At 68.0% G+C, this 21,834-nt stretch carries 47 protein-coding genes and 1 tRNA gene; 1 reads left to right on the forward strand and 47 read right to left on the reverse strand.

The genetic code is table 11. The annotated features are described in order from the left end of the window. Positions 1 to 23: 23 nt before the first annotated feature. Positions 24 to 230, forward strand: coding sequence for an XRE family transcriptional regulator (locus ACIGJI_RS02725; RefSeq protein WP_366243795.1), 207 nt, complete (start codon positions 24 to 26; stop codon positions 228 to 230). 321 nt (positions 231 to 551) lie between these two features. Here the strand turns inward: ACIGJI_RS02725 and ACIGJI_RS02730 are convergent, their stop codons facing one another. The 47 genes from ACIGJI_RS02730 to ACIGJI_RS02960 form a co-directional block, all read right to left on the reverse strand. Next, the gene (locus ACIGJI_RS02730; protein ID WP_366243797.1) at positions 552 to 692 is read right to left on the reverse strand and encodes a hypothetical protein; all 141 of its coding nucleotides are present in this window, start codon (positions 690 to 692) and stop codon (positions 552 to 554) included. After that, complete coding sequence (locus tag ACIGJI_RS02735) at positions 689 to 844, reverse strand: hypothetical protein (protein ID WP_366243799.1); 156 nt, start codon at positions 842 to 844, stop codon at positions 689 to 691. Before ACIGJI_RS02735 ends, ACIGJI_RS02730 begins: the two co-directional genes overlap by 4 nt. Then, on the reverse strand, positions 841 to 1,017 hold the full coding sequence (locus ACIGJI_RS02740) for a hypothetical protein (RefSeq protein ID WP_366243801.1): 177 nt from the start codon (positions 1,015 to 1,017) through the stop codon (positions 841 to 843). Before ACIGJI_RS02740 ends, ACIGJI_RS02735 begins: the two co-directional genes overlap by 4 nt. A 119-nt stretch (positions 1,018 to 1,136) precedes the next feature. Then, positions 1,137 to 1,206 (reverse strand) — tRNA-Asp (locus ACIGJI_RS02745). Between the two features lie 242 nt (positions 1,207 to 1,448). Then, positions 1,449 to 1,706, reverse strand: a complete 258-nt coding sequence (locus ACIGJI_RS02750) for a hypothetical protein (protein WP_366243803.1) — start codon at positions 1,704 to 1,706, stop codon at positions 1,449 to 1,451. Further along, positions 1,703 to 1,924 carry a DUF3039 domain-containing protein gene (locus ACIGJI_RS02755; protein ID WP_366243805.1) on the reverse strand — a complete coding sequence of 74 codons (222 nt, stop codon included), beginning with the start codon at positions 1,922 to 1,924 and terminating at the stop codon, positions 1,703 to 1,705. The genes ACIGJI_RS02750 and ACIGJI_RS02755 overlap by 4 nt, the downstream gene beginning before the upstream one ends. Further along, complete coding sequence (locus ACIGJI_RS02760; RefSeq protein ID WP_366243807.1) at positions 1,914 to 2,087, reverse strand: hypothetical protein; 174 nt, start codon at positions 2,085 to 2,087, stop codon at positions 1,914 to 1,916. The genes ACIGJI_RS02755 and ACIGJI_RS02760 overlap by 11 nt, the downstream gene beginning before the upstream one ends. Beyond that, on the reverse strand, positions 2,084 to 2,422 hold the full coding sequence (locus ACIGJI_RS02765) for a hypothetical protein (protein WP_366243809.1): 339 nt from the start codon (positions 2,420 to 2,422) through the stop codon (positions 2,084 to 2,086). The genes ACIGJI_RS02760 and ACIGJI_RS02765 overlap by 4 nt, the downstream gene beginning before the upstream one ends. Continuing rightward, positions 2,415 to 2,852, reverse strand: coding sequence for a hypothetical protein (locus ACIGJI_RS02770; RefSeq protein WP_366243811.1), 438 nt, complete (start codon positions 2,850 to 2,852; stop codon positions 2,415 to 2,417). The genes ACIGJI_RS02765 and ACIGJI_RS02770 overlap by 8 nt, the downstream gene beginning before the upstream one ends. A gap of 156 nt (positions 2,853 to 3,008) precedes the next feature. After that, positions 3,009 to 3,224, reverse strand: a complete 216-nt coding sequence (locus ACIGJI_RS02775; RefSeq protein WP_366243813.1) for a hypothetical protein — start codon at positions 3,222 to 3,224, stop codon at positions 3,009 to 3,011. Then, on the reverse strand, positions 3,221 to 3,574 hold the full coding sequence (locus ACIGJI_RS02780; RefSeq protein WP_366243815.1) for a hypothetical protein: 354 nt from the start codon (positions 3,572 to 3,574) through the stop codon (positions 3,221 to 3,223). The genes ACIGJI_RS02775 and ACIGJI_RS02780 overlap by 4 nt, the downstream gene beginning before the upstream one ends. Further along, positions 3,571 to 3,957, reverse strand: coding sequence for a hypothetical protein (locus tag ACIGJI_RS02785; RefSeq protein ID WP_366243816.1), 387 nt, complete (start codon positions 3,955 to 3,957; stop codon positions 3,571 to 3,573). Before ACIGJI_RS02785 ends, ACIGJI_RS02780 begins: the two co-directional genes overlap by 4 nt. Beyond that, on the reverse strand, positions 3,954 to 4,307 hold the full coding sequence (locus ACIGJI_RS02790; protein WP_366243815.1) for a hypothetical protein: 354 nt from the start codon (positions 4,305 to 4,307) through the stop codon (positions 3,954 to 3,956). Before ACIGJI_RS02790 ends, ACIGJI_RS02785 begins: the two co-directional genes overlap by 4 nt. After that, complete coding sequence (locus tag ACIGJI_RS02795; RefSeq protein ID WP_366243818.1) at positions 4,304 to 5,140, reverse strand: hypothetical protein; 837 nt, start codon at positions 5,138 to 5,140, stop codon at positions 4,304 to 4,306. The genes ACIGJI_RS02790 and ACIGJI_RS02795 overlap by 4 nt, the downstream gene beginning before the upstream one ends. Further along, positions 5,137 to 5,793, reverse strand: a complete 657-nt coding sequence (locus ACIGJI_RS02800) for a hypothetical protein (protein WP_366243820.1) — start codon at positions 5,791 to 5,793, stop codon at positions 5,137 to 5,139. Before ACIGJI_RS02800 ends, ACIGJI_RS02795 begins: the two co-directional genes overlap by 4 nt. Beyond that, entirely contained in the window at positions 5,783 to 6,442 is a 660-nt protein-coding gene (locus ACIGJI_RS02805) for a hypothetical protein (RefSeq protein ID WP_366243822.1), read from the reverse strand. The genes ACIGJI_RS02800 and ACIGJI_RS02805 overlap by 11 nt, the downstream gene beginning before the upstream one ends. After that, positions 6,442 to 6,741: a DUF4326 domain-containing protein gene (locus ACIGJI_RS02810; RefSeq protein ID WP_366243824.1), complete on the reverse strand. Its 300-nt coding sequence runs from the start codon at positions 6,739 to 6,741 to the stop codon at positions 6,442 to 6,444. Before ACIGJI_RS02810 ends, ACIGJI_RS02805 begins: the two co-directional genes overlap by 1 nt. Continuing rightward, on the reverse strand, positions 6,734 to 6,856 hold the full coding sequence (locus tag ACIGJI_RS02815; RefSeq protein ID WP_366243826.1) for a hypothetical protein: 123 nt from the start codon (positions 6,854 to 6,856) through the stop codon (positions 6,734 to 6,736). Before ACIGJI_RS02815 ends, ACIGJI_RS02810 begins: the two co-directional genes overlap by 8 nt. Next, on the reverse strand, positions 6,849 to 7,538 hold the full coding sequence (locus ACIGJI_RS02820) for a hypothetical protein (protein ID WP_366243828.1): 690 nt from the start codon (positions 7,536 to 7,538) through the stop codon (positions 6,849 to 6,851). The genes ACIGJI_RS02815 and ACIGJI_RS02820 overlap by 8 nt, the downstream gene beginning before the upstream one ends. Positions 7,539 to 7,623: 85 nt before the next feature. Next, the gene (locus tag ACIGJI_RS02825; RefSeq protein WP_366243830.1) at positions 7,624 to 7,827 is read right to left on the reverse strand and encodes a hypothetical protein; all 204 of its coding nucleotides are present in this window, start codon (positions 7,825 to 7,827) and stop codon (positions 7,624 to 7,626) included. After that, positions 7,824 to 8,312 (reverse strand): hypothetical protein, encoded by a 489-nt coding sequence (locus ACIGJI_RS02830; protein ID WP_366243832.1) that lies wholly within the window; start codon positions 8,310 to 8,312, stop codon positions 7,824 to 7,826. The genes ACIGJI_RS02825 and ACIGJI_RS02830 overlap by 4 nt, the downstream gene beginning before the upstream one ends. After that, positions 8,309 to 8,944, reverse strand: a complete 636-nt coding sequence (locus ACIGJI_RS02835; protein WP_366243834.1) for a hypothetical protein — start codon at positions 8,942 to 8,944, stop codon at positions 8,309 to 8,311. Before ACIGJI_RS02835 ends, ACIGJI_RS02830 begins: the two co-directional genes overlap by 4 nt. Further along, positions 8,941 to 9,474: a hypothetical protein gene (locus tag ACIGJI_RS02840; protein ID WP_366243836.1), complete on the reverse strand. Its 534-nt coding sequence runs from the start codon at positions 9,472 to 9,474 to the stop codon at positions 8,941 to 8,943. Before ACIGJI_RS02840 ends, ACIGJI_RS02835 begins: the two co-directional genes overlap by 4 nt. A gap of 28 nt (positions 9,475 to 9,502) precedes the next feature. Beyond that, a complete protein-coding gene (locus ACIGJI_RS02845; protein WP_366243838.1) occupies positions 9,503 to 11,380 on the reverse strand; it encodes a DNA cytosine methyltransferase in 1,878 nt (625 codons plus the stop codon). A gap of 7 nt (positions 11,381 to 11,387) precedes the next feature. Further along, on the reverse strand, positions 11,388 to 11,903 hold the full coding sequence (locus ACIGJI_RS02850) for a hypothetical protein (RefSeq protein ID WP_366243840.1): 516 nt from the start codon (positions 11,901 to 11,903) through the stop codon (positions 11,388 to 11,390). Next, positions 11,900 to 12,076: a hypothetical protein gene (locus tag ACIGJI_RS02855; RefSeq protein WP_366243842.1), complete on the reverse strand. Its 177-nt coding sequence runs from the start codon at positions 12,074 to 12,076 to the stop codon at positions 11,900 to 11,902. Before ACIGJI_RS02855 ends, ACIGJI_RS02850 begins: the two co-directional genes overlap by 4 nt. Further along, complete coding sequence (locus tag ACIGJI_RS02860; RefSeq protein WP_366243844.1) at positions 12,073 to 12,669, reverse strand: hypothetical protein; 597 nt, start codon at positions 12,667 to 12,669, stop codon at positions 12,073 to 12,075. Before ACIGJI_RS02860 ends, ACIGJI_RS02855 begins: the two co-directional genes overlap by 4 nt. Before the next feature lie 21 nt (positions 12,670 to 12,690). Next, positions 12,691 to 13,425: a hypothetical protein gene (locus ACIGJI_RS02865; RefSeq protein ID WP_366243846.1), complete on the reverse strand. Its 735-nt coding sequence runs from the start codon at positions 13,423 to 13,425 to the stop codon at positions 12,691 to 12,693. A 383-nt stretch (positions 13,426 to 13,808) separates the two neighbouring features. After that, positions 13,809 to 14,036, reverse strand: coding sequence for a hypothetical protein (locus tag ACIGJI_RS02870; RefSeq protein WP_366243848.1), 228 nt, complete (start codon positions 14,034 to 14,036; stop codon positions 13,809 to 13,811). Then, positions 14,036 to 14,536, reverse strand: a complete 501-nt coding sequence (locus tag ACIGJI_RS02875; RefSeq protein ID WP_366243850.1) for a hypothetical protein — start codon at positions 14,534 to 14,536, stop codon at positions 14,036 to 14,038. The genes ACIGJI_RS02870 and ACIGJI_RS02875 overlap by 1 nt, the downstream gene beginning before the upstream one ends. 16 nt (positions 14,537 to 14,552) lie before the next feature. After that, positions 14,553 to 14,759, reverse strand: coding sequence for a hypothetical protein (locus tag ACIGJI_RS02880; protein ID WP_366243852.1), 207 nt, complete (start codon positions 14,757 to 14,759; stop codon positions 14,553 to 14,555). Next, complete coding sequence (locus ACIGJI_RS02885; RefSeq protein WP_366243854.1) at positions 14,759 to 14,947, reverse strand: hypothetical protein; 189 nt, start codon at positions 14,945 to 14,947, stop codon at positions 14,759 to 14,761. The genes ACIGJI_RS02880 and ACIGJI_RS02885 overlap by 1 nt, the downstream gene beginning before the upstream one ends. After that, complete coding sequence (locus ACIGJI_RS02890) at positions 14,944 to 15,435, reverse strand: hypothetical protein (protein WP_366243856.1); 492 nt, start codon at positions 15,433 to 15,435, stop codon at positions 14,944 to 14,946. Before ACIGJI_RS02890 ends, ACIGJI_RS02885 begins: the two co-directional genes overlap by 4 nt. Further along, complete coding sequence (locus ACIGJI_RS02895; protein ID WP_366243857.1) at positions 15,435 to 16,088, reverse strand: hypothetical protein; 654 nt, start codon at positions 16,086 to 16,088, stop codon at positions 15,435 to 15,437. Before ACIGJI_RS02895 ends, ACIGJI_RS02890 begins: the two co-directional genes overlap by 1 nt. A 34-nt stretch (positions 16,089 to 16,122) precedes the next feature. After that, complete coding sequence (locus ACIGJI_RS02900; RefSeq protein WP_366243858.1) at positions 16,123 to 16,497, reverse strand: hypothetical protein; 375 nt, start codon at positions 16,495 to 16,497, stop codon at positions 16,123 to 16,125. After that, entirely contained in the window at positions 16,494 to 16,652 is a 159-nt protein-coding gene (locus tag ACIGJI_RS02905; RefSeq protein WP_366243859.1) for a hypothetical protein, read from the reverse strand. Before ACIGJI_RS02905 ends, ACIGJI_RS02900 begins: the two co-directional genes overlap by 4 nt. Continuing rightward, positions 16,649 to 17,281, reverse strand: a complete 633-nt coding sequence (locus tag ACIGJI_RS02910; RefSeq protein WP_366243861.1) for a helix-turn-helix transcriptional regulator — start codon at positions 17,279 to 17,281, stop codon at positions 16,649 to 16,651. Before ACIGJI_RS02910 ends, ACIGJI_RS02905 begins: the two co-directional genes overlap by 4 nt. Next, positions 17,278 to 18,168, reverse strand: a complete 891-nt coding sequence (locus ACIGJI_RS02915) for a PD-(D/E)XK nuclease-like domain-containing protein (protein ID WP_366243937.1) — start codon at positions 18,166 to 18,168, stop codon at positions 17,278 to 17,280. The genes ACIGJI_RS02910 and ACIGJI_RS02915 overlap by 4 nt, the downstream gene beginning before the upstream one ends. 5 nt (positions 18,169 to 18,173) lie before the next feature. Beyond that, a complete protein-coding gene (locus ACIGJI_RS02920) occupies positions 18,174 to 18,734 on the reverse strand; it encodes a hypothetical protein (protein WP_366243863.1) in 561 nt (186 codons plus the stop codon). A gap of 29 nt (positions 18,735 to 18,763) precedes the next feature. Further along, on the reverse strand, positions 18,764 to 18,895 hold the full coding sequence (locus ACIGJI_RS02925; RefSeq protein ID WP_366243865.1) for a hypothetical protein: 132 nt from the start codon (positions 18,893 to 18,895) through the stop codon (positions 18,764 to 18,766). Then, positions 18,892 to 19,113: a hypothetical protein gene (locus ACIGJI_RS02930; protein ID WP_366243867.1), complete on the reverse strand. Its 222-nt coding sequence runs from the start codon at positions 19,111 to 19,113 to the stop codon at positions 18,892 to 18,894. The genes ACIGJI_RS02925 and ACIGJI_RS02930 overlap by 4 nt, the downstream gene beginning before the upstream one ends. Before the next feature lie 175 nt (positions 19,114 to 19,288). Further along, positions 19,289 to 19,507, reverse strand: coding sequence for a hypothetical protein (locus ACIGJI_RS02935; protein WP_366243869.1), 219 nt, complete (start codon positions 19,505 to 19,507; stop codon positions 19,289 to 19,291). Continuing rightward, a complete protein-coding gene (locus tag ACIGJI_RS02940; protein WP_366243871.1) occupies positions 19,504 to 19,731 on the reverse strand; it encodes a hypothetical protein in 228 nt (75 codons plus the stop codon). Before ACIGJI_RS02940 ends, ACIGJI_RS02935 begins: the two co-directional genes overlap by 4 nt. Next, on the reverse strand, positions 19,728 to 20,087 hold the full coding sequence (locus ACIGJI_RS02945) for a hypothetical protein (RefSeq protein WP_366243874.1): 360 nt from the start codon (positions 20,085 to 20,087) through the stop codon (positions 19,728 to 19,730). The genes ACIGJI_RS02940 and ACIGJI_RS02945 overlap by 4 nt, the downstream gene beginning before the upstream one ends. A gap of 307 nt (positions 20,088 to 20,394) precedes the next feature. After that, positions 20,395 to 20,931: a hypothetical protein gene (locus ACIGJI_RS02950; protein WP_366243875.1), complete on the reverse strand. Its 537-nt coding sequence runs from the start codon at positions 20,929 to 20,931 to the stop codon at positions 20,395 to 20,397. Between the two features lie 126 nt (positions 20,932 to 21,057). Next, entirely contained in the window at positions 21,058 to 21,237 is a 180-nt protein-coding gene (locus ACIGJI_RS02955) for a hypothetical protein (protein ID WP_366243876.1), read from the reverse strand. Positions 21,238 to 21,239: 2 nt separating this feature from the next. Continuing rightward, positions 21,240 to 21,479 (reverse strand): hypothetical protein, encoded by a 240-nt coding sequence (locus tag ACIGJI_RS02960; RefSeq protein WP_366243877.1) that lies wholly within the window; start codon positions 21,477 to 21,479, stop codon positions 21,240 to 21,242. Between the last annotated feature and the right edge of the window lie 355 nt (positions 21,480 to 21,834).

Raw genomic sequence — 21,834 nt, forward strand, 5'->3', positions numbered from 1 at the left:
CAGCTCATGGGACAATTGCAGGCATGACCGTGCAGTATCTTGGCCCCGCCGAAGTTGCAGCGCGCTTTGGGCTGGCGGCGGGCACGATCCGCCACTATGCGGCGCAGGGCAAGATGCCGGACCCGGACGTTCGGATCGGACCGATCGGCGGATGGTCGGAGGAGACGATCGACGCGTGGTGGGCGAACCGTCCCGGCCGCGGCGCTCGCACGGACCTCGACCGGGGCTAGTTGCAGCTACGGGAGCAGTCCCGGGTGCCGGCGCTTCTTTGCAGCCTTCCGGCGCGCTGAGGCGGCCGTGCCGCCCTCCGACGAGCTCTTCACGCGGTGGTGGTACTCGCACAGGGATTGCAGGTTCGACGGGGAGTGATCCCACGACCGCGACTGATCCTTGTGATCGACCTGATTTGCGTATTGCAGGCACTTCCGTTCCGTGTCGAATCGGATGTGCTGGCATCGGTTGCGATCGCGTTTCAGGATGAACTTGCAGATCTGGGGCCAGTCGTCGGGAAGTTGCGACTTCCGGTTGCTGGTCGACCAGGCCACGGCGGGTCAGCCCTTCTCGCGCCGCGCCTGCCGTGCTTCGGCGATGTCCATGATTTCGCACTCGCCGGCGGCCGACGGGGAGTTCCACGACGTCCCGCACTCGCGGCAGGTGTACTCGATCGTCGGCGGCGGTGTTGCGATCGTCACTTCGACCTCCGGGCGAGGATGCGGACCATGATCTCGGGGCCCGTGATGAGGCCGAGGCCGCGGGGCTCGTCGAAGCGCCGGGTGGGCTTCTTGCGTGCCTTCACGTAGGCGGTGCCAGCGCGCTTGCGCGCCTTGCGAGCTGCGGTGCTCAACGGGGCTCCTCGAGGGTCTCGATGCCGAGGTGCCAGGTCCGGAAGCGGGGGTGGCAGTCGGGATGCGTGGAGGGTGGGACGCGGGTGAGCGTCCACGCGAGCGTCGGGCGCCACAGGACGTAGGCGAGGATGCTGGCGGTGAGGCCGCAGGCGATGCCGAGGATGACGCGCATGTTGCACCGCCGGGGGGGTCGAAGGGAAGTTGCGTCTTGGGAGGTGCGGGACCGGCTCGGGGTGCCTGGGCGGGCTGGGTACCGCGCACCCGAAGTTGTCGAAAGACCCGCACCTCTCGCGACCCCGGGGAGAATCGAACTCCCGGCCTCCCACTTGACAGGTGGGCGCTCCCGCTGAGCTACAGGGCCGTGCGACCCGCCGCAGCCGAACTGGCTCGGGTCTGTTCAGTTGTTGCCCCTATGCACGCCAGTTGGTGCGCTCCGGCGGTGGTGTCCGGCTCTTCGGGGCGTTCGTCGCTCGCCGCCTACGACTGAGCCGACCGGGACCGCGATGGGTCAACCGAGGGATGCCAGGAGGAGGGTCTTAACGACGAAACCCCCGCCGAGGGCGAGGGTGTGGGGTATGGACGAGTCCAACCATAGAGACTCTATCAGGGGTTCTTCCGGTTTCTCTTCGCGTGCCACCGTGTCGTGCCCGGTTTGTCGATGGGGAGATCGCCGAAGCGCACGGCGAGTGGCGGCCGCCCCGTCGCCTCCGAGATGGGGTGCTCGAACGTGTGGATGGCGTCCTTCGCGATCCATCCGTCGATGGTTGAGCGGCTGACGCCGAACAGTTTCGGGAGGTCGCTGACTCGGACGGCGGCGTCGGCGAGCTCGTCGGAGCGGATGTAGTCGGCTCGGGTGGTCACTCCGGGATTCCTTCCAGGATGGTCTTGCACGTCCCGCAGACGGGGAACTTCGTGAAGTCGCGGGACGGCCGCCACTTCTTCCCGCAGAGCGCGGTGATCTCGACACCCTCGAACATCGACCTCTCGATGTCGTCCTTCCGGGCGTAGTGGGAGAACAGGTCGTGGTCGCCGGCGTCGGTGGTGACGGTGTCCGGTTTCTCGAGCGTGTCAGTGCTCATGGTTCTTCTCTCCTTCGGGGATGCGCCGGAACGGCACGATGGGATTCAGGGTGAAGTCGCCGACACTCTTCCCCGGGATCACCTCGACCTCGGGGCTGTACTCGCGATGTCCGTCCGGGAAGTCGAGGATCATCGCCTGGCGGCGCACGGGTTGGTCGGTCATCGTCTCTCTCGTCCTTCCTGGTCGAGTGGGATCGCTGACCCACCCCATGCCACGGGGCGGTCGTCGATGAGGGAACCGCAGGCCGGGCAGCGCCAGGCGGTGCAGTCGAGGTAGCGGTGCCAGCCGGTGAGCTGGCTGGCGTCGTGGGGGTGGTTGCATCGGGTGCAGAGGTACGGGAACGTCATGCCGGTCACGTCCGCGAGGACGGGCGACCGGTCGTCGAGGACCGCGGCCTCCACGCCGCGGCAGACGTTCCACTTCGCGGCCGGCTCCCCCTCCTCCCACGAGTGGCGGCCGTGGACGTGCGCGTTGCCGCAGGGCCGCTCGTCAGCCACCGTCGGCTCCTTCCTGCTTCACCGGCACCCACGGGCCAGCCTTACGACGACGCAGGAGCGTCTTCGTGTCGTCGGGATAGGCATGCTTTTCGAGAGAATCATTGGGCTGATCCATGAAGTAGCGGCAATTTTCATATGACCCGACGTAGGAGGGCTCGGGCTTCCAGTCGAACTTGACGCCGTACTCGCTTCCCGGTTCCTCGGCTACGACACCAGCCCGCACCGCGTCAACGAGCTCGGCCTGCTGAACCCAGATCGTGCCCGTGTCATCTCGCCACACGCCGTCGTTGTGGAACTCCCGCAAACGGATGCCGCCCCCTGCCCGCACCTCGGCATCATGAGCAACCAGCCAACGAGCGAAGTCTTCACTGCTCATGTAGCGCGAACACGCAGCGCTAACCTCCTCGGTGGTCGGTGTGTAGTCGGTCATCCCCTGTCCTCCACCTTCACTCGGAAGCCGCGTCGTACCTTCCGCCTCGCCAGCGATCGAGCGAACCACCGCCACCGCGTCTTGCGAACCGCCAGCCACCCGCCATCGCTCGTCCTCTCGCACACCCACCAGCGGTAGTGCGGCTCCCATGCCGTCTCAGCCACGGCTCTCTCCTTCCTCGTCTTCGTCGGGTCCGTTCTCGCGCCAGTCGTCCTGCCATGGCGAGTCGTCGTGCGCGTCGTAGTGCGAGTAGCGATGCCTCGGGTCTTCTGTGCAGACGGTGGCCCACGGTCCCGGCTCGGCGCAGTCGCCGCGGACGACTGCTCGCGCGATGCGTTCCTCATCACGCTCGAAGTACGTCTGGCCGCTCATCGCGCACCCCCAGCGGCCGAGAGCTCGACCTCGCGAGTCAGGAGGTGGTTCTCCTCCGCGTTGTCTGGTTCGCACCACCCGACTCGCTCGGGGGTCGAGTAGATCCACTGCCCGCGCCCCGCCGCTGCGAGACACGTGTAGTCCGCCGGGTGCTCGTCGAACACCTCCGGCAGCTCGCGCGCCAGGTCGACATGCTCCGGGCACGCCCAAGTGCACCAGTCGGTCGGCGGGGTGCCGATCAGGAAGTGCGCGACCGCGGGGCTGAGGCACGCAAGCTTCCCTGCCTCAGTCCAGTGGCACTTCCCAGCAGCGTGCTTCGGCGTTTCGCCGGTGACCTTGGGGCGGCTCATCGCGCACCCCCAGCCAACGCCGGAACGATCTCCGGGTAGGCGTCCACGATGAGCTGCGCGGCCTTCGCGTACGTTCCGGACACTTCGGGGCGGTACCGGTGGAGGAGAACGCCGAGCGTGAGCGCTGCGGCCTCCTCAGGTGTGTCTCCGTCCACAGCCACGTCGGGGCGGGTGGTGGCCTCGTACCTGAGTTCGAGCTTCACGGCCTCGATGATCTGGTGCTTCATGTGCCACATCGCCGTGTCCGGGTCGCCGTGGCGCGCCTGGCACTTCGCCTTGTGGCACTCGGGCCAGTCGTGTTCGACTATCGCCCGGCTCACACCAGCGCCCGCGACCGCAGCGACGATCCGGTCGATCAGAGCATCGTTCACTTCCCTGCTCATCGCGCACCCCCAGCGGCCGAGAGCTCGACCTCGCGAGTCAGGAGGTGGTTCTCCTCCGCGTTGTCTGGTTCGCACCACCCGACTCGCTCGGGGGTCGAGTAGATCCACTGCCCGCGCCCCGCCGCTGCGAGACACGTGTAGTCCGCCGGGTGCTCGTCGAACACCTCCGGCAGCTCGCGCGCCAGGTCGACATGCTCCGGGCACGCCCAAGTGCACCAGTCGGTCGGCGGGGTGCCGATCAGGAAGTGCGCGACCGCGGGGCTGAGGCACGCAAGCTTCCCTGCCTCAGTCCAGTGGCACTTCCCAGCAGCGTGCTTCGGCGTTTCGCCGGTGACCTTGGGGCGGCTCATCGCGCACCCCCAGCAGCACCCGGCTCCCAATCGGCGTGCCCGATCGCCGACCAAATGTCGTCCATCGCGTCTTCGATCTTGTCCGTGTAGACCAGGCCGTTGTCGCCCTGCTCGGTTGCCGACCACCACGCCATGCGCGCCTCCTCGATCTGGCCGCGAAGTCTCTGGATGGTCTGGGCGTCCTCGCTCTCGACAGCGCCCACCAGGGTCGCCGGCCAAACACGGTTCACGGACGGTTCGCCCTGTGGCTCCGATGACCGATTGATGCGAGCCTCAAGCGCAGAAGCGGTGCGCAGCCACAGACCGATCAGGCTGCCGGGCTTGATGCCGCTCGAAGTCTGCTTGCGCATCTGATTCGCCGTATCGATCAAGTCCCGCTCCTCGGCGCTCGGCTCCGGCACTCCGGAAGCAGCACGCAGAGCGGCAAGCACAACGCCACGCATCCGCTCGATGTCGTGAGCACGCCACGCTGAAAGCGGCTCAGGTTCCGGGCTGGGCTTGTATCCCCCCTGAACGGCGCGCAAATTGTCCTCCGCGTTCAGAGCGGCGAGGACAACCGCGTCGGACGGTTCACTCTGTAGCGCGCTCTCCCCAATCGACGCAGGCAGATGGATGCAGGACGGAATCGGCTTGCACGAGTGCTCGCTGAACACCTCCCCGCACTGATCGCATTCATGCTCGGTGCTCGGCTCCGGTACCTCGGAACGACGGAAGCCAGCATGAATCTCGTCGATGTGATGCGCTTCGCGGCAACGGTAACTGCGGGTATCCGCACCGTCTCCGGGACGTGCCAGGAGGTCACCGTGCTCAGGGCAGTAGTTGATGGTGATCATCGGCCCATGTCCTCTCGGTAAGGCGGGTACAGCTCGACGCATGCGGCCGTGGGGCAGTTCATGTCTTCGTGCTCGCAGCCCATCGGTGGGTGCGTGTAGTCCACCGGCTTCCCGGTGCGGTGCGCGTATTCGATCTCACGGGCCGTCGACTCCCCGATGTACTTGCCGGGGTTGACAACGAGGACTCTTGCGGCGATGTCGATCTTCCGAAGGTGCAGGGCGTCGAGCGCGATCTTCTGCTCCTCTGTGATCGCGTCGCCGGAGTGTGCGAAGACACCCGGAGTGACGACGACGGCACCGCTGAGGGTGAGGTCACGATTCGCAGCCTCAATCTCCGCGCGGAACCGGGTCGATCCGCAGATGCATACGACGTCGACGCTCGGCTCCGGTACCTCGGAACGACGGAGAGCCGCGAAGAACGCGCGCCGCTGATCCGGGGTGTTGTTCTCGGGAGCGGCGTCACGGTACTCGGCCCAGCGCCGCTCGTCGTCGGACGGGGCGTGCGCCTCCGGGAAGACCCGGCGTCCGCGCCAGTCCCGCGCGTTGAGGTTGCGGAACTCGACGGCGCGCCCGACGCGCCGGCACTGCCAGCCGTCGGGAGCGCCTTCGAGCTGCGCCCATTCGCTCGCTTCGGTCACTCGATCATTGGTCATTGGTCTGTCCTTCCTGGTTGGCGATCGCCAACAGTCCTGCGGCGCTTGCGCCAGTGGATAGTGCTCGCTCGACGCTCCATCCGCGTCGCAGGCGGTAGATGATCGTGTTCGCGTTGATCCCGAGCAGCTCGGCCCATTCCTGAGCGATGAGTTCTCGACCTCGCCACTCGATCCGGTGGTTGGTGCGCTTGTTCCTCTGGTTCGCTTGGTGCGACACCCAGCGGCAGTTCGATGGCGAGTAGTCGCCGTTGTTGTCGATCCGGTCGAGCTGGACGCCCTTGCGATAGCCCGAAGCCATGTCGGACGCGAAGAGCTCGAATCGGTGCCACCGCGCACAGACGGTGATTCCGCGTCCGCCGTAGTTCGACCATTCGGCGTGGCCCGGGTTTCCGGTGCGGTCGAGCATGCCGCGCCACACCCCGTATAGCGGCGACTTCGACATCCCGTGAGTCACGAGAGCATCAGCGGACGCGCACCCACACGACGTCGATACGCCGCGCACTAATGCCGATGCCTTGACGTCTCGTTCCCGACCGCAGTCGCACATGCACGCGATCAGCACCGCGCCGTGCCTGTCCCGCCCGGCTTCCTGATGCGCCGTCCAGCGCCCGAACCTGGTCCCCGTCTCGATGCTCAGCTTCGCGGGCATCAGTGATGCCCCTGGGATGCAATTTCGAGCAGTATGGCGGCGTGGCAGATGTCGGGTTCGCCAGGCGCCGGGAGCGGGCACCAGCACGCGAGGTTCTTCCCGGCGAGCTCGGCGCGGATGAGGTCGGGGTGGAACGTCCCGAATCCGATTGCGGATCGCTCGAAGAGCTCGACGGCACGGGCGCGGTCGCCGTTGACGACCCGGAAGGGGTTGCCCCACTTCGAGGGTCGGGCGACGACGACTGTGTTGTCCGGCTTCCGGTACCCGCGCCGGCGGGAGAGCTGCACCCGCTCAGGCATCGACGTCCTCCCACCACTCCGCGCCGCACCTGCGGCACTCGAACTGCCGGGTGTCTTCGTCCTCGTAGGTCAGGACGTCGTCGCACCCGAGGAGCTCACACCCGTCGTCAGGCATCCTGCTTCTCCTTCTTGGCCGCCTTCTCGCGGCGCTTCATGTCGGCTTCGATCGCTGCGAACGCGGGCGCGTACTGCTTCACCCACGTCTCCCACGCGACCTCGTACCCGCAGTCCGGTGTGCCGCAGACGACGCGGAGCTCGTCGCCGACGCGCTCCGGGGCCGCGCGCCACAGGTGCGGGTGGGAGCAGTTCGGGCACTGCAGGTACGGGATCGCTCGCAACTGCGCCTCCGAGTCGGGCCAGCGGCGCAGCGCGACGCCCATCCGCTTGAGGAGGATCACGGCCGACGTCGCCCCGTCGAGGGTGTTCACCCACGCGTCGACGTCGACCGCGACGGCGTCGTGCGCGAGGCGGATCGCCTCATCGATGGACGCCGTCGACGGGATCACCCGGGCGCCGAGAGCGACCATGAGCTCGTCGGCGGCGATCCACGGGTCCGGCATGAGGATCGACTTCTCCATCGAGGTGTCGACGCGCTCCCCGATCGCCTGCGCGGGCTTCTCGATCGACCGCAGGTGAGCGATCAGCCAAGCCAGGCGGCCGAGCGCGTCGACGACGCGCCGGTAGCAGACACCACAGAGGTAGCCGTGCTGCGCGGAGCGCGGAATGCAGCCCCGGCACGCCTGGTTCTCGCACTCGGCGAAGTGCGCCTCGGGGATGCGCTCCCCTGCGGGCGTCATGCCCCGCCGGCGGCAAGGGAAAGGGCGATCCGCTCGGTGGATCGCCCTCATGGACTCGTGGTTGGTGATGCAGATGTCGTGCTCGTCAGGCATCGGTGGCCTCTCGCTTGAAGATGAACGTGACCGGGCGGGGGCCGTACCGGTGTCCCATGGCGTTCTCGTGCGCCGCGCTGAGCTCGACCTCGACGAGGCGAGCACCCGCCGGTATCTCCGAGATCGCTTCGGCGATCGACAGGGCGTCGTCGTCGCGCGACGAGACGGTGAGGCGCTCTTCGCGCCGGACCGTCACCAGACACCCCCGCGCTCGTCCTCTTCGTGGATGTTGAACCGGTCGACTTCGGCCCGCTCGGACGCGGAGAGCTCGGGTGCGAGTACCGGCTCATACGTCTCAGCGAAGATGTCGGGCTTGCAGGGGTAGAACTCGCCTTGAACCCCGCGGATGATGTAGTCGCCCGGCCTGCCTTCCATCTCGCCCTCGAGAGTCACGATGTCGATGTAGTTGACGCCGAACTCCGGAAGACCGCAGAGCTCGCCGTCGACGACGTGCGTCTCTGACTCGGGCCACTCCGACACGTCTTCTCCGTCGGGATTGGCGAGGTATCCGTTCTCGACCATCCATACGGCGACCGCACGGTTGTGCTCGTTCATGGCTGAGCTGATCGCGTGGTACTCGTCGTTGTCGCCGTCCGCCGAGTAGGCGGGTCTGGTGTCGGGAGCCATCTGCATGGCTTCAATCTCGACGGGCTTCTTTCGGAACTTCATGGGGGTGGTCATAGCAGTCCTTCCTCTCGGAGCTTGGCCTCGGCGAGCGAGACGCGTTGGAACTTCGCGGGGTTGCCGCCGTGGTCGGGATGGGTCACCCGCTGGGCGCCCCGCAGCAGACGTGCGGGCTCGTCTCGGAACGCCCATCCGTCCACGAGCGATTCGAGGTACCCCCACGCCGCGTCCGCCGTGGCGAACCCTGCCGGCGCGGCCGCCGCTTCGATCGCGAGGAAGCCGCGGTACTGCTCTCCCCGCTTGGTGACGCCGTAGCGGTCGACCTTGCGGAGCGCTTCGAGCGCGAGAGCGATCGCACGGAGGTTGTCCTGCCACACCGTGAACGTGTCGCAGGGGTAGGAGAGGTGCCCGAACTTCGAGTCGATCGAGAAGATCACGCCCGGGTGCTCGGCCTTCGCGTTGGCGTATGGTCGACCGTCGTTGCGGAACGCGCCGGGCGGGATCGCGATGAGCAGCTCCGCGGAGTCCTGCTGCGCCTTCGTGTCGACGAGGTGGTAGATCTCCCGGTCGAGCAGCGTGAGCGAGTCGGAGAGCGTCGCGCTGAACTTCGACGGCTGCCTGTTCGGCGTCAACGCCGTCGGCCATTCGCCGATCGGGCCGACCTTCATGGTCGTGGGCCAGGCGGTCATGACTTTCCTTTCAGGGTCCGAGTGAGGCCCTTCGTGTGGGCCGCGGGGAGCTCGATGATCGGCTGACCCCGCAGGATGGATGCGCCGATCGCCGCCCAAGCGGCGTCGGCCTCGTTGTTGTTCCGCACGTCGGCCTCGGGGAGACGCTTCGCCGTGGCGAGCAGCACCTCGTCCTTCGCCGCGTTGCCCCGGCCGGTGGCGAGCTTCTTCAAGCTGGACGGGGCGAACACCCACGGCGCCTGGTGGTGCTCGCGGAGGGCGTTCATGGTGAGCCACCAGCCGCCGAACATCCGGTCGACTGAGGAGCCCTTCGCGCCGAGCGACGGCCCTTCGATCGCCCAGACATCACCCTCAGCGGGGTCCGCCCAGGCCGCGATCTTCGCCGCGATCCCTTCGACCCGATCGAGGTAGCCCTCCGGGGTGCCATCGTCGGGCTTCGTGGCGATCGTGCACCGATCCCACTCCCCGTCGATGTAGGCCGCGACACCGCATCCGGTGAGCGACCAGTCGATGCCGATGAATCCGGTCATCCTGATGTCCTTTCGAGATCGGCGAGCATCATGCTGCGATCGCCCCGTTGATGAACTCGGCCACCGCGTGCCCGAGGTCGCGCGCCGACGGCGGCGTGACCGCGTTCCCGGCCTGCTTGACCTTGTCCCGCTTCGACCCGAGCAGGTGGTAGTCACGGGCGAAGCCCATGCCCGCCTGGATCTCGTGCGGTTCGAGCATGCGGAACCCGGCGTCGTCGACGTCGAGACTGATCGGCTCGGGCGCGCCGATGAGCGACTGGTGACCGCCGGTCGTGAGCGTGCGGATCGGCTCGGTCACGGGCGTCGACATCTCGGCGCCGCCGAGGTTGTTCCGCATGACGAGGGCGTGGTGGTTGCCTTCGGCGCTGACCGTGTCGATCGGGTGCGATGCTGGCTTCGCGACGCCGTGGTTCCGCAGCGGCACGACGAGACCGGCACTGTCGACGGTGGTCACCGTACCCATGGGGTCATCGGTAGTGCGCGCTGTGCCCTTGCTGTAGTACGGCACGAGCAGCCCCGTCTCGTTCCGAGTCGACTGGGTGCGCAGCGGGTCCGCGGCGGATGCGGCGCTCTTGCCCTCGCGACCCTCGACGGGCACGAGCAACGACGCGTGGTTCCCACCGGCGACGAGCGACGGCAGCACCTCCGAGATGGGTCGAGACCGCGAGTCGTCGGCTCCCGAGAGGTTGTTGACAATGAGCGCATGGTTCGTCGCGGTGGTCACCGTGGGAAGCTCCTCATCGACGGTCCGCGCCCGGTTCGTGTGGTTGTTCGTCATGAGCAGTGGCGGGATCGCGAGGCCATGCTCAGCGCTGCCGGTCTGCACCGGCATAGGCGCGTCGAGCTCGGACACCCGGAGGTAGTTCGACCCTGTGGTGACGCCGTCGTACGTGTTCCCCGCAGCCTTGGCGACGATCGGAGACCAGTACCGCTCGATGCCACGGCGGATGCGCTCCCGGGTCTTCTCGGCGAGCGGCTTCTCCCGGTCTCCGATCCGCGGCGCCGGGATCGACCAGTCGATGATCGACGCCGCCGGCAGCCATCCGGGCTCCACGACCCCGTAGCACTCGGGGCACCGGTAGAGGTACTGCGCCCGGTACCGGCCCCACGGCTCCTCCTTCTTGAAGACCTGCACCGCGCGGACGAGGCCGTGCTCGAGGCAGACGGCCTCGGGGCGCGTCCACTTCCCGATCGCGGGCGCCGGGCGCTTCTTCGACGCGAGGTCCGACCGCCAGAACACGACGTACATGCGGTCGCGGGACTGTGGCGCCGGCAGGCCGCCGACCTGCGCGTGCATCGAGTTCAGCCACACGATCTGGTGCCGGTAGCCGAGCAGCTCCATCGCCTGCAGCCAGGCGGGGAACATCACCCACTTCGCGGCGTCGACGACGTTCTCGATGATGATGGCCTTGTAGCGGTGGTGCTCGGCGAACCGGGGCACGTCCCACATCGTCGCGCGGGACCGGTTCGCGGCCTCGTCGACGAGGGGGCGGGTGCCGTCGAGCTCGAAGAGCGCCTCGTTCATCGCGCGCTGGCGCTTCACGCCCTTCGCGATGGAGTGGTTCGTGCACTCGGGCGACGCCCACAGGATGTCGGTCGTCGGGAAGTAGCGCGGGTCGACCTGGCTGATGTCGGCCTGCGAGTGGTCCGTCTCCGGGTGGTTGACCTGGTGCGACGCGATCGCGAGCTCCCAGTGGTTCGCCGCGATCATGACCTTGTACCCGGCCTCGACGAGCCCGGAGGACGAGCCGCCCGCGCCGCAGAACAGGTCCGTGACGGTGAGCCCGTTCCAGGGCACCGACGGCTGGGCATAGCCCTTGTGCTTCGAGGTCTGGTGCCCGGCGACGAACGCGTTGGTGAGGGCCAGGTCGTTCGCTGCGTCGAGCGTGATGGCTGACGGTGTCATCGTTCTCCTAGGACGACGAAGCCCCCGCGGTGGCGGGGGCTTCGGTGGGGACGGGGCGCCGGTTCCGGTCGGGGTTCCGTGGGAGGCCGGCGGCGTTGCGGGTGCCGGTGACCTGGCGGCGCTCGAAGCCGAGCCGGTCGGCGATCTGCCGGTCGGTGAGGCCCTCCTTGAGGAGGGCGCGGAGGGTGTCGCGCGAGATGAGCGCGCTCTCGCCCGCTCGGGCGCGGTTGGCGGCGCCGCGGCGGTCGCCGACGGTGGCGCCGGCTCGGGGTCCGCCGCGAGCTCGGCGGGCCTTTCGTTCGGCTTCCGCGTCCTGCGCCGCGCGCTCCTGGTCGCTGGCGATGATGTCGGCCGCGCTGGCACCCGCGTCGACCTGCTTCCGGAACGTGTAGTCGCCCTGGTAGCGGACGTGGAACTCGCGGCAGGTGATCGGTGCTGGGCAGTGGCTCCCGCGGCATCCGAGGCGGTAGCCCTCGGATGTGCCGTGCGGGTGGGTGGGGTCGGACAGGATGTCGGCGCTCACGCGCTCCTCCTCGTGTTGGTGTCGCGCCTCCGCGGGAGGAGGTGCTCGGTGTTCGGGTGTGGGGGTGGCAGCGGCCGCTCGAGTTCGAGGCGGCGCCGGTACGGCAGGGAGCGCGCGTACCGGCCGCAGCAGTAGTCGAGGAACTCGGCGAACGCGAGGTCGGCGGACTTCATGGCCGTGTCAGGGACTCGCGCAACGCCCGGACCCAGGCGTTCTGGCTGGCGACGCGCCCGCGCTCCTCGCCGAGCTGCTTGACCGCGTCCGCGTGCTGCCTCGTCAGCTCACCGATCTTCCGCTGCGAGTACAGATCGACGGATTCGGCGACGGGACGAGACGGCTCCCAGTCGCCGCAGTCGAACGCGATCGACTGCTCGAGCTGCTCGATCATGAACGCCCGGAGCCCGATGTGTTCCGGCGTGGGCGGCGTCCACGCGCGCACCTGCCGCAGCATGGCCGTGTACCGGGCACGCAGCGCCTCCTTCTCGGTGATGTACGCCTCACGGACCGCCGCCATCTCGGCGGCCTCGGCCTCCTGGATCGCCGCCCACTCCTCCACGGAGCGGTCGAGCGCGGCCTGCAGCGCCTCACGCGTGCTCTCCACGCGTTCGGAGTAGTGCGGCTGCAGGGTCAGCTCGCGGAGCTCAGCTTCGAGCGGCTCGTCGCGCTGCATGATCGCCACGCCCATCGCGCGCGAGCAGCGGAGTGCGAACTCCGCGAACGTGATCGGCTGGTTGTCCTTGATGGGGGCGGTGTAGCCAGTGGCCATGGTGTGTCTCCTGCTGTTGGCTCAGACGAGCGCGGATTCGTGGATGTACTGCTGCACCTCGGCGGGCGAGCGGGTGATGGCGGCGAGCACGTACTTCGTCGGCGCGCGCGGAGGCTGCTGGATCTTGTTCAGAATCCAGACGGACACGTTGACGGTGTCCTCGGGGGCGAGGGTCAAGCCGAGCTTGTCCTCGATGTGCGCGCGGATGCGCATGACGTCGATCCCGTACTGGCTCGCCAGCGTGCTTCGGTAGGTGCCAGATTGATCGTCCGTCGCGTCGCTCGCGCGTGTATCTCGTGACGGACTCTCTGAGAGGTGAGTAGAAGTCTGGTGACTCTGACTCTGACTCTGACTCTGACTGTGCTTCTCGTTGTCAGATTCGGCTTGGCGTTTGCTAGCACTTGCTTGGGCCTTGGCAAGCCCGCCCCTGCGCCCCGCTTCCGCCCGCTTACTGCTGAGCGCCTCACGGTCCGCGCGGGTCTGCTGGTGCTTCGCGTACTCGCGGATGACGTAGTCCGTGCCGTCTCGGATGACGAGGGGGCGAGTGGGGTGAGAGCCGGTGAGTGCTTCGAGGATCTCTGGTGTCCAGAGGAACTCGGCGTCCTCGGCGCTGAACCGTCCGTCGTTGTCCGCGATACGCGCCTCGCCGTTCATTTCCACGAACGCCCACTTCACCTCGGCCGGCTGGTTGCGCAGCTTCGGGTGCCGGTGGAAGTCGTTCGGGAACGTCATGTAGAGGCGCTCATCCTTCGCCATCGCGATCCCTCCCGAAGAGCGAGTCCCAGAGGTCGTGACTGAGCCCATCCTTGAACCGAATGCGCGCAGAGAAGGTCGGCTCCGGACGCGGTTCGTCTGCCGGCCGGACGACCGTGCTTGGTCGGGTGCCGGGGACGGACCGCCCGTATCCATCGACGACCCTTTCGATTTCGAGGCGCTGGCATCCGGGCTGCCATGAGGCGAGAACCACGGCGCTCGCGGAGCGCCGGTCAGGGCTGAGCACGAGTGCGACGTGGGGGAAGACGGTGCGGTGCTTCCGCCGCGCGGAGAGCTTCGCCTTGTTTCGGCGTCCGCGGACCTTCATCCGCGGGAAGTGCACCGGGGTGCGGGGTTTCTGAGCCATCACGGCTCCCTTCCTGTGTTCATAGGTCGGCGGCCGCCTCGTCGACGATGACCGACCAGGGGCGGTGGAGCTGCCCGAGCCGATCCGTCGTCTTGAACGCACTGACGATGGACGCGGTGACCTGCATCGCCTCCGACAGCGATGCCCACCCGTCGTCCGCCCAGACGGTGACGCCTTGCGAGACGGCCCGTGCGCGCCACCGAATTCCGCCGCGCGTGGGCATCGGCGTGACGTAGCCGCGAGCCATCACGGCTGCCCTCTGTGCCGGGCGAGTTCGGCTTCCAGCTCGGCAACGCGGGTCTCGGCCGCCGCCACCTTGTCCGCCGGGGTGAGACCGTCGACGCGCTGCATGGTGAAGACGAACTCCGGATCGGGGCGGTCCGCGACCGTGAGCTTCGTCTCGACGTAGTTCACGCCGCCGACGGCCTCGAACCACATGCGTGCGATCTCCGAGACGACGAGCACGGTGTACTGGGTGTCCTCGATCGTGAGGGTGGCCTTGCCGTCGGTCAGATCGAGGTACTTGAGACGCATCTGATCGTTCGACGCGGACGGCAGAGCGCCGCGGCCGCGCTTCCGCGGCCCCCACCCGCCCTCCGGCTCGACGATCTGCATCTGGTTGCCCTGCATCCACATGCGCGTCTCGCCCGTCCCGTAGACGCGCTCGATGCACTCGTGGATGGTCTGCATCGCGTCAAGAGGGATCGGAAGCGAGAACGCCGCGCCGGACTTCCTTCGGATCTCCATCAGGTCGTGTCCTTCCTCAGTCGTCGTCGCACCGGCACGGCTTCACCAGCCAGCAGATGCCGCAGACGACCTCTTTCGGTCCGAGGGTGGTGGGGTCGGGCTTCGGGACGCAGCCGACGTGGCGGAACCTGCCGTCCTCGTCGCGCTCGATCTCGTCGCCCTCGTGGATGCGGTAGCCGCAGTCGGCGGCGCAGGTGCCGTTGTACTGAGCGGGGAACGACATCAGTGCCGTCCGATCGCCGCGAGCTGCAGAAGGGTGTTGGTGATCGTGAGGGATGCCGTCTCGGCCGCCGGCGTCGACCACCCGCGCCCTTCGAGGCTCGTCTTGAGCCGGTCAAGCTGATCGGCCATGTCATTCGTAGCTTCGAGGTTCGCCATGACGGCGGCCATCTGCTGTTCTGCGTCGGTCACGACGAGCCTCCGAGCTGTCGGGTGATGTTGAGCACGACCTCTGGGTCGCGGACTGCGAGGTCCCGGAGGCCGAGCGCGCCGGTGTACGGGATCGGCTCGACGAGCGCCCGACTGTTCGCCAGCACCAGGTGATGCACGTCCGGTTGTGCCCACGGCGAGCAGAGCTCCCCGGCCTTCGTGTGCTCGGCGTAGTCGACCAGAACGCCGGACGCGGTGGCGCGGGCGACATGCACATCGACGAGGTCGACGACGCCGATGATCTCGCCCGCGTGGTCATGCCAGGGTTGCGGTTCGTCGTGCACGCCGGGGTGGCGGTTCATCAGATCGGCGAGCACCTGCGACTGCCAGTCGTCGGCGTATGCCTTCGCGGCGTGGATGAGGACGGGGCCGCGGTAGTCGCCCGCGATGTTCGTGCTCCGGTTCTCGACGTCCTTCCCGCCGTGGATGATCGCCCATGCCCACGGCTGGCGAACGGTGAGGATTCGCATCACGTGTCCTTCCTGTTGCGGCGGTCAGCGAGGCTGACGATTCCCGCGAGGTTCTGCGGTGGTGGTTCGGGGACGGTGGTCCCGCGGGTGTAGTAGCGGTCTGCCCATGCGTAGAGCTCGTCGATGTTCCCGGCGAAGTGGCGGCGGAGGCGCCCGCCGCTGTTCGGCTTCGGCTCGGGTGACCCGTTGTCTTCCCACGCCTGCCTCGCGGCGCGGAGGATCGCGTTCGCCTGCGCCTGGTGGCGCTCGTCCTTGCACGCGCCGACCGGAGTGCGTTCGCCGGTCATCGGGTTCACGAGCATCGTCCGCATCCGTGGTTCGCGGGCGCACGGCGCACCCGCCGGGCGGAGCATCGTGCCGAGGCACTTCGCCTGCACCTTCATGTCGGGGCGGTACTTCGGGATGTCGTCGTAGAGCATGCGACGCAGCCCCGGGGTGAGCTCCTCGACCGTGCCCGTGCGCCCCATGAGCCGAAGCGCCCGGTAGGGCCAGCTCTCTCGGCGGAACTCCTTCACGGCCTGCCGCTCAGGCGCCGTCTCCCAGAGGTGGATGCCGGCGAGCGCGAACAGTCGCAGCGGTTCCGGGAGATCCGGATCGCTGAACACGGCCTCGCGTAATTCCTTCGCCTGCAGGGTGCGTTTGATGTCGACCATGCGGGGATGCCCTTCTCCGGGCATCCCCGGGTGGTCATGCGGCCGGCGTGAGGGTGCCGTCCGGGTTTCTGATGACGCGGCGCCCGTCCCACAGGGTCATCGGCGTCGTCGCGGGGTTCTGCGTCTGCCGGATGCGGAAGCCGCGCTCGGCCGCTTCGACCGGGTGGGACTCGATGTAGCCGTGGCACCCGGTGGTGCCGGTGCCGTGCACGAGGGTGCCGTTCTGCGGCTGGCCGGTGTCCGCGAGCCGGGAGCCGCCCATGCCGCGAGCGCGGACGTGCTGGATGCTGTACTCGCCGGGCTCGATGCGAACCGGGCGACCGCACCACTGGCACCGCGGGGTGCCGTGCTCGTCGCTGTCGCGGCCGATGATGATCCAGCGGACCCTCGGCGTGAACGCGCCGCTCACGTCGGCGCGTGGAGGCGCGCGACGACCGCGGCGTCCCACGCCTCTCGCCAGGTGTCGTAGCCGGCCCACGCGGTGCCCCGGTAGGGAGCCGCGTGGTCGCGAGAGGCGTCCACGTACCAGTACCCATCGGGGCCGTGCCGCACGAACGGATTCATGTGTCCGCTCCGAACTGGATCAGCTCGGCGAGGTGCTGGCCCTCGTTGTAGCGCAGCGGCCGCTTCCCCTTCTCGATCGAGTAGACGGTGCTCTGCGCCCAGTTGACGCCGCGCTCCGACATCGCGGCGGCGAGGCCCGCCTGGGAGAGCTCGGCGCGCTCCCGCGCCGCGGTCACCGCGGACCCGATCTCCACGTCGCTCTGCGGGGCACCGACACGCGGCCGCCCGGGCGCCGCCTGCGCCTGGGGCGTCGCGAGGATGCCGAGGTTCCTGATCGCACGCGAGATCGCCGATGTCTCGGCGACCTCCTGCGCGAACTGGCGGGTGACCTCGTCGGGGTCGTTCTCCCCGCGGGTGGCGTGTGCGACGGCGTCGGGCTGCTCCGACGAGGCTTCCTTCCGCACGTAGGCGCGGACGGTGTGCACCATGTACGGGACGCCCTCTGCGGTGCGCAGCTCCCGCGACTCGACCTCCGGGAGGATGCTGCCGTCCGGGTGCTTCTCCCAGAACGCCTCGATGCGCTGCGCCGCGCTGGTGAAGTCGTCGACGTTCTCCGACTTCGGCGGCCGCTGCAGTCGCGACCGGCGGGTGTCCTCGGGCATGTCGATGTCGTCGGCGGTGGTGGTCATGCTGTCGATCCTTCGAACTCGTCGATGTACTGGTTCACGTTCCACACCGGCGCCCGGAGGATGCCGATCGGACCGCCGCCTCGGGTCTTGTACCCCGGCCACTCCCCCGTTTCGATGCCCCGCGCGTACCGGATGCGGGCTTCCTTGGCCCGGCGACGGGCCATGAGGATCTCGTCGTCGCCGAGCCGAAAGACGCCCGTGAGGTACGGCGCCGCTGACTCGACCACGATGAACAGGTACGGGAGCGTGTCGCCGGTGATGAGGTTGTAGAGCCACTCGTAGTGCCCGAACTGCACGTCGTAGCCGAGCCGAAACGCGTCCTTCTCGAAGCCCTCCTCCGACGCGTCTCCCGACGTCGTCTTGAGGTCGGCGATGCGGCGCCCGAGCCAGTCGAGCCGGCCGCGCATCGGCAACCCGGTTTCCGGGTCGTCCGCGAACATGGAGACCTCGGGGTCGCCGGTCTCGAGCAGCTTCCGAACCGTCGGATCGGCGAGGACCGATTCCGCCATCCGCTGCACCTGGGCACCCTTCTCCCGCTTCACGGGGATCAGGCCCTTGGCGCGCGCGTCGGCCTCGAACGCCTTGGCCGCCTTCGTGCCGAGCGCGCCGACCTTCGACAGGACGGTGGTGAGCTCCTCGCCCTCGAACTTGAACGTCTCGTCGCCGGTGCCGTCGGGGTAGATCGCGATCTGCGCGCCCACACCGAGCACCCGAGAGTGCACCGCGGACCCGAGGTCAAACTCGGGCTTCGGCTCGTGCGGCTGGCTGACGTAGTGCTGGAAGTGCGCCGGCGACCGGAGCAGCTTCTTCGCGCCCGTGGAGCTGAGCCCGGGGAGCGCGTGATAGACCGTTTCGTCGAGGCCGCGGACGAGGCCCGTGTACTCCATGGCGCTCACTCGCCGCCCTCCGGCCAGATGCGGCGGGCCTCGACGATGAGTGGATCTTCGACGTCGATGTGCCTGGCGATGTTGTCCACCGGTTCGAACTGCATCCGCTCGTTGACCATGCCAACGCGCGCGGCGGTCGGTTCCATGTCGGTCTCCTGGATCACCCAGACCTCACCGGGGCGAGCGTCATGCCAGGGCTCCCGCGGAGGGTGCGCCACGAAGTACGCGTTGGCCGCACCGAACAGCGTGGGCTCGGTCCCGACGTACTGATCGCGCTGGGCATCCAAAGTCTGTCCAGTGCTCTCCGAGACAACGCGAACGCCGTCCCGTGGTCGAGGGAGTGCAACGTAGTCGGGATTCTCCGGCCACCGCCAGCGCCCCAGCTCCTCGTCGCGCTTCGCCTGCCACGTCTGTGCGCTCGCGAAGTCGTAGAACTCACGCAAGGCATCCGCCTGCCGCGGATCGAGATAGGCCTCGATCGAACTGCGGAGTGCCCCAGGAGTCTCGGCCGGGTCTTCGTCACGAACCGAGAGGCGGACGCCGATCGAGGTGTCGTGCGGGATCACCTTCACTCCGTTGCTGGCTGCGAACACGTTCATGCTGCGTCTCCGTTCCGTCGGTACATGGGCCACCCCACGAGGGAGTTGAGCCAGTCGATGTCGTCGGGGAGCCAGTGGAACCGGCTCACCTTCCACTCCCCCGCTTCGTTGTCGCGGTACTCGATCACGGGCTGGTCTCCTCGGTGGTGGCGGACGGGAGCCGGTTGAGGGTCTCCGTGAATGCGTCCGCGGTGATCCCGGACAGGAAGGCGTAGACCTTGATCCGCAGCTCGAATCCGTTGAGCGGCTGATCGATGATCCGGTAGACCTCGTCGGTGATGGCGGAGCGGTCGTCGCGCACGGCGCGCAACTCGGCGGTGGTGAGCTTGCGGAGGTCGGTCTTCACGGCATCCCCGCGATCACGTAGTAGGCGCCGCAGGCGATGATGACGAGGCAGACGGCGGCCGCGGCGAGGTTGGCGATCAGGTTCGCTTTCGTCATCCGCGGCCGCCGCATGGGCAGAGGCGTGCTGGCGGTCCGCGGCGCGGGGACAGGTGGAGGGAACTCCACGGCGTCGCCGGTCACCGCTGCTCTCCCAAGCGGCGCCCGTTCTTCTCGACGTTCGCAGACACGTCGTTCGCGTTCGTGCCCTCGATGATGAACGTGTTCGCGCTCTTCTGCGGAGGCCGCTTCCGGAAGAGGCCGCGCACCAATGCACTGAGCAGCAGGACGATGAGGACGAAGCAGGCGATGGCGATGACGGCGGCGAGCGCCCAGAGCATGAGGTCAAGAGGGTTCATTGGTCTTCCCAGAAGATGCGGGCGCCCTGGGGCGCGAGGACGGTGGCGGCGCAGGCGAGGAAGTAGGTCGTCACGCCGGGGTGGTTGTGGTCGATACGGGTGATGCGCTCGGCGGGGTGGAATGTCGTGCCGCTGCTCTGGTGGAGCACCGACCGCAGCCGGTCGCCAACGGCCGGCTGCGACGCCGAGCGTTCGCCTACCCATCCGCTGCGCATGCGGGTCACGAGTCGTCGCCCTGCATGTGGGCGGTGATCTGGGCGTGCGCCTTGAGCGGTTCGGTCGCGAGGTCGACGCGCTCGGCGCCGCCGGATCGGACGCCGGTGCCGCGGATCACGCCGATGTGCTTCTTCATCTGCGACACCCGCTTGTGGACGCTGTAGAACGCGATCCTGGGCCAGTCGTTCACCATGCGGCGGTGAAGGTAGACGTGCTCGAGTTCGGCTGGCGTCTGCGGCCCGAGCTCTTCGAGCAGGTCGACGATGGCGTGCATGACTTTCTCGGTGTTGGTGCCGGAGAGGCTGATCGCCGCGATGTGGGAGACGTCGGGGTCTCCGGTGTGTGCGAGGGCGTTGGTCTTCATGAACGGAGCTCCTTTTCGAGGAACCACTGCGCGCTCCGATTGTGCGTACCGCAGTGGAATGAGCCTGCTTCGATCTGCATCCGCCGGTGGCCCCAGCAGACGTTGATTTCGCAGCCACAGGTCGCTTTCCGCCACCAAGCTGCTGCGTTTCCCGGGACGACGTCGCAGGTTGGCCACGTCACGCGGGTTCCTGTCCCTCCGCAGGCGAGGCAGTCGGACTCTTCGTCCGGGTCTTTCGAGGTGGAGTAGAAGCCCCACCCGCGGCAGATGGGACACGCGTCACGGACGCGCGGGTTCCAGCGATCGCTCACGGCGTCTCCTTGGGTCGGGGGTTCTGCTCCCACAGGTCTTCGGTGGCCCACAGGATCGTGCGGACGAGCGTCATGCCGTCCTCGGTCGCGGCGGCCGCGATGATGACGCGGCCTCTGACCCAGAGCCACGACTCGTGGATGGGTGAGAAGAGGATGCGTTCGGGGAAGCGGAGCGCGTCGGTGACCTCGATCGGGTCGAGGCGTGCCTGCTGCCTCATCAGGTGCAGTCGGCCGGTGGCGTGGTGCGACATCACCAGGCGCTCCGCGTCGATCTCGGGGTGGCCATCGCGCGCGACGGCGCTCCGGAGGGGGTTGGACCTCGAGCGCTCCCGCGGCGTGCCGTAGCGACGCTGCACGGCTTCGAGCATCTTCATGCCCTTCCCCGGGGTGAGGCCGGGCCGCACGATGAAGGTGCCGCCGTCGGGGAAGCGGTAGCTGACACCGTCCGAGTTCTTCGCGATGCGTTCCGCGCCGAGCGCCCGGAACTCGCGGTCGAGGCACTTCGCGGGCTGCCGCAGCATGTCGCTACGCATCGCCTTCGCCTCCGCCCCGCGTACTGCTGGCATTCCCTGTGCGCATGAGCGCTCCCTTCGACCGAGCGAGCCCGGGCGGTTTCACCTCGCCCGGGCTCGCTGTTCCTTCGGTTGTGAGTAGTGGTGCTATTGGAGTTGGATCGCTGCTGCGACGAGCGCGACGACGATGGCCGCCGTCACGATGAGAGAGAAGATCGCGGTTCCGGGCGTGATCGGCGCTCGGGGCTTGCCGATCTGGCTGACGACCGCGAACGCGCTGAACGTCATCCACACCGCGGCCGCCCAGAGGGCTATGAGGAGCCACATGGTCAGCCGCCCGTGGCGAAGCGGACGACGCTGATGATCTGCAGCACGACCTGAACTGCGCCGAAGATGAACCAGGCGATCGCACCGATGACGCCGATGGCGACGCCGATGGGGGCGATCCAGAGCTTCTCGGCGGCGGATGCGAGCCCGATGCCGCCCAGCGCGAAGACTGCGTAGATGAGCCACGCGATTCCGAAGGTGAGAATGAGCCAGACGACTCCCCACACGATTGCCTCGGTCATGGGTATTCCTTTCTGTGTGCAGTAGTTCTGCGTGCCCGCCGTGGACTGGCCCACGGTGTACTGCCTGGTTCGGGCGCCGGCGATATCTCGTCGCCGGTCGGAATGTCTGTGGGCTTCCCTTCGATGAGTCACCCGCGGTTGTTCAGCACTCAGGCGTGCGTCACGTTCGCTACGGGGCCACGACGCGACCTAGCATCATCCCCGTTCGCGACCGCCTGTCTTGCCCCTCTCGGGATTCGGCGGTCTGACTTCGGCATGCGCTGCTCTTCCCCGTCGTCGTCTCGACGTGAGGGTCATGCTCGCTGTGCGTGTAGCGCTGTGGAGTTGAGATAGAACGCGTGCAGAACCCCTCGCG

Origin of the sequence: Microbacterium sp. NPDC064978 (assembly GCF_044543605.1) — a bacterium.
GTDB classification, from domain to species: Bacteria; Actinomycetota; Actinomycetes; order Actinomycetales; family Microbacteriaceae; genus Microbacterium; species Microbacterium meiriae.